Source organism: uncultured Thiohalocapsa sp., assembly GCF_913062725.1.
GTDB lineage: Bacteria > Pseudomonadota > Gammaproteobacteria > Chromatiales > Chromatiaceae > Thiohalocapsa.
The window spans coordinates 1-2,654 of record NZ_CAJXWY010000127.1; the positions used below are offsets into that span (position 1 = coordinate 1).

The following is a 2,654-nucleotide window of genomic DNA, read 5'->3' on the forward strand; positions in this document are numbered from 1 at the left end:
CAGCATCGGGCCAGCTCAGCACCAGGGGGTCATTTTTGCATGCCGATAGGGGGTCAATGTTCAATGCCGATTGACAAACTGGTCCACGTTACGAACAAACGCGCCCATGTCTTTCGCGGTGTTTTCGTCGCCGTCGCCCATTGCGCGGGCAAGCGTGTCCACCACGATCAGGGCGGCAAAATCCGCCCATTCCGCGATTGCCTCGGAAAGCGCCTTCACATCGTTCGGTCCACACAAGTCAAGGCCGGTGGACAGAAGGCAGAAATCGCTTTCGCCTTCGATCCGTTCCATGATGTCGGAACGTTCCCGCCGGATTGCCTCGATCCGATTGCGGATGCCGTGCCCGCCTTCGCCCGCGATGTAGAGAACCGGCCCCGGCCGATTTCCATCCGGGTCAATGTCCGCGACCTTGTGCCCATGCCAGGGCAGCCGCGCCGCGACGTGCATTGCCAAGTCCAACGCGAAAAACGTCTTGCCGACATTGCTTTCGCCATAGACGACAGACAACGCGCCACGGTCGATCCAATTCTTGACCAGATAACGGGATTTGAGCGCGGGCTTGATTTGCCAGATCGGTTGAATCGCATCGCTCAGGTCCAGAGCGCGCCCTTTCAGCGCGGGATTGATAAAACGATCCGCCCCCCTGACGCTTGCAAGGTGCGCTCGGTCCTGATTATGCAGCCGTGCAAAATCCTTTGCCGCCATCACGCCGCCTCCCTGACATGGCTCAGGAAGGCGCGTTGGTCGCGCTTTGACAGGCGGTTGAAACAGGCCAGCGCATAGGCTTTCAACTCGCTTTCGGACGCTATGTCAGCCCAGAATGACGCCTCGTCCATCGGTGAGATAAAAGGCGGTAGCGGTGCGCCCGCGCCGCCAAGCGCCGTTTCTGCCACCGTCACCGCGTCGTCGTGGTCGAGGCTGCGCAGAGCGGCCCAGGCCAGCGCCGCGCGCTCGGTCTCGGTCAGGCGGGCTTGCCAGACGGCCGATGCGCCTTCCCATGCGTCATAGTCATGCAGCGTGAGCGCATAGCCCAGCATCCGGGTTGATCCGAGATGCGGCCGCTTGATGAGCTTGGAGAAAGTGTTGCCCTTGCTCATACCAGCGCCCCCCAATGCATTGCCAAGAGCGGGAAAAGTGCGGTATACTCGGGCAATGAACAGACGCCTTCCACAACGTCTTTAGCCCCGGTTGCGATTGCCGTCGCGCCGGGGTTTTCGTTTGCCTTGTCGGGTTTCGCGCAGTTCGCCAGACCGGGAAAAACCTGAGCGTTTTCAGCGCCCGGATTTTCGCGGTTCACCGCCGCAAGTGTTTGATTTCCTTTGTGCAGGTCAGTCCTGCACGGCTCACCACTTGATCCCGGACAGTTTCACGCCCCACACATCCGCACCGGACCGGGCACCGCTTCGCGCCCTGCCGCGGGCGCCGGGTGCGAAAGACGCCCAGAAAAACACGGCATCGCGGGCGGGGCTGCCCATTCCCCGGGCAACTCCGGGCAAAGCCCCCGGCGCGAAGCGATGTCGCGGCGGCCGGTTTGACAGCGGCGCGCAAAGGTCGCCAACTGCGGCAAAGACCGCCCAGCCCGGAGCCGCTTTGAGCGTGACGACCAAGGATCATCTCTTCCAGGCCCGGCTGACCGAACTGGTCAGCCGGATATACCCGGATGGCGCGCCGGACCTCCTGGCCGAACGGATCACCGCGGCCTTCTGGCCCGAGGGCACGCATCGGCGCAAGCGGGCGCGCGCGCCAAGCAACAGGCTCTGGTCGGAACGCGACGCGGTGCTGATCACCTATGGCGACTCGATCCGCGACGGCCAGCACAAACCGCTGGACCTGCTGGAAGATTTCCTGACCCGGCACATGAGGGGCGTGGTCAACGGTGTGCATATCCTGCCGTTCTTCCCCTTCAGCTCCGATGACGGGTTCGCGGTGACGGATTACCGCGCCGTCAACCCGCAGCTCGGCGACTGGGTGGATATCGAGCGGATCGCGGCGCAGTTCCACCTGATGTCGGATCTCGTGCTGAACCACGTCTCCAGCCAGGGGCCGTGGTTCACCGCCTACCGCCAGGGCCAGGCGCCGTATGACCGCTTCTTCTACGAGGCGGATCCCGCGGACGATCTCTCGCAGGTGGTGCGCCCCCGCACCACGCCGGTGCTGCAAAGGATCGAGACGCGCCAGGGCGACCGCCACGTCTGGTGCACCTTCAGCCACGACCAGGTGGACCTGGATTTCTCCAACCCCGAGGTCCTGCTGGAAATCCTGCGGATCATCCGCCTGCATATCGACAAGGGGGTGCGTATCCTGCGGCTCGACGCGGTGGCCTTCATCTGGAAGGAACCCGGGACGAGCTGCATCCACCTGCCCCAGACCCATGCCATCGTGCAGCTGCTTCGCCTGCTCTGCGATTACGCGGTCGAGACGGTCGTTCTGCTGACCGAAACCAACGTGCCCCGCACCGAGAACCTCAGCTATTTCGGCAACGGCAACGAGGCGCACGCGGTCTACAATTTTCCGCTGCCGCCGCTGATCCTGCATGCGATGCAGTCGGGCACGGCGCGCTACCTTCATCGCTGGCAGTCCGCGATGCCGCCCGCGCAGCTGGGCTGCACCTATCTGAACTTCACCGCCAGCCATGACGGGATCGGGATGCGCCC

4 protein-coding genes are annotated in these 2,654 nt (G+C 63.5%); 1 reads left to right on the forward strand and 3 read right to left on the reverse strand.

All coding sequences use genetic code 11. The features are described 5' to 3' along the window. Nucleotides 1–60: 60 nt before the first annotated feature. Genes QZ588_RS17960 through QZ588_RS17970 form a run of 3 tightly spaced genes read right to left on the reverse strand, consistent with a single transcriptional unit; the run spans nt 61 to nt 1,297 of the window. A complete protein-coding gene (locus tag QZ588_RS17960) occupies nt 61–705 on the reverse strand; it encodes an AAA family ATPase (protein WP_295544480.1) in 645 nt (214 codons plus the stop codon). Next, nucleotides 705–1,097, reverse strand: a complete 393-nt coding sequence (locus tag QZ588_RS17965) for a hypothetical protein (protein ID WP_295544482.1) — start codon at nt 1,095–1,097, stop codon at nt 705–707. The genes QZ588_RS17960 and QZ588_RS17965 overlap by 1 nt, the downstream gene beginning before the upstream one ends. Then, entirely contained in the window at nt 1,094–1,297 is a 204-nt protein-coding gene (locus QZ588_RS17970; RefSeq protein ID WP_295544484.1) for a hypothetical protein, read from the reverse strand. The genes QZ588_RS17965 and QZ588_RS17970 overlap by 4 nt, the downstream gene beginning before the upstream one ends. Nucleotides 1,298–1,596: 299 nt before the next feature. Here QZ588_RS17970 and QZ588_RS17975 point away from each other — a divergent pair. Further along, the coding region (locus tag QZ588_RS17975) for an alpha-amylase family glycosyl hydrolase (protein ID WP_295544485.1) at nt 1,597–2,654 on the forward strand (1,058 nt) is incomplete at its 3' end.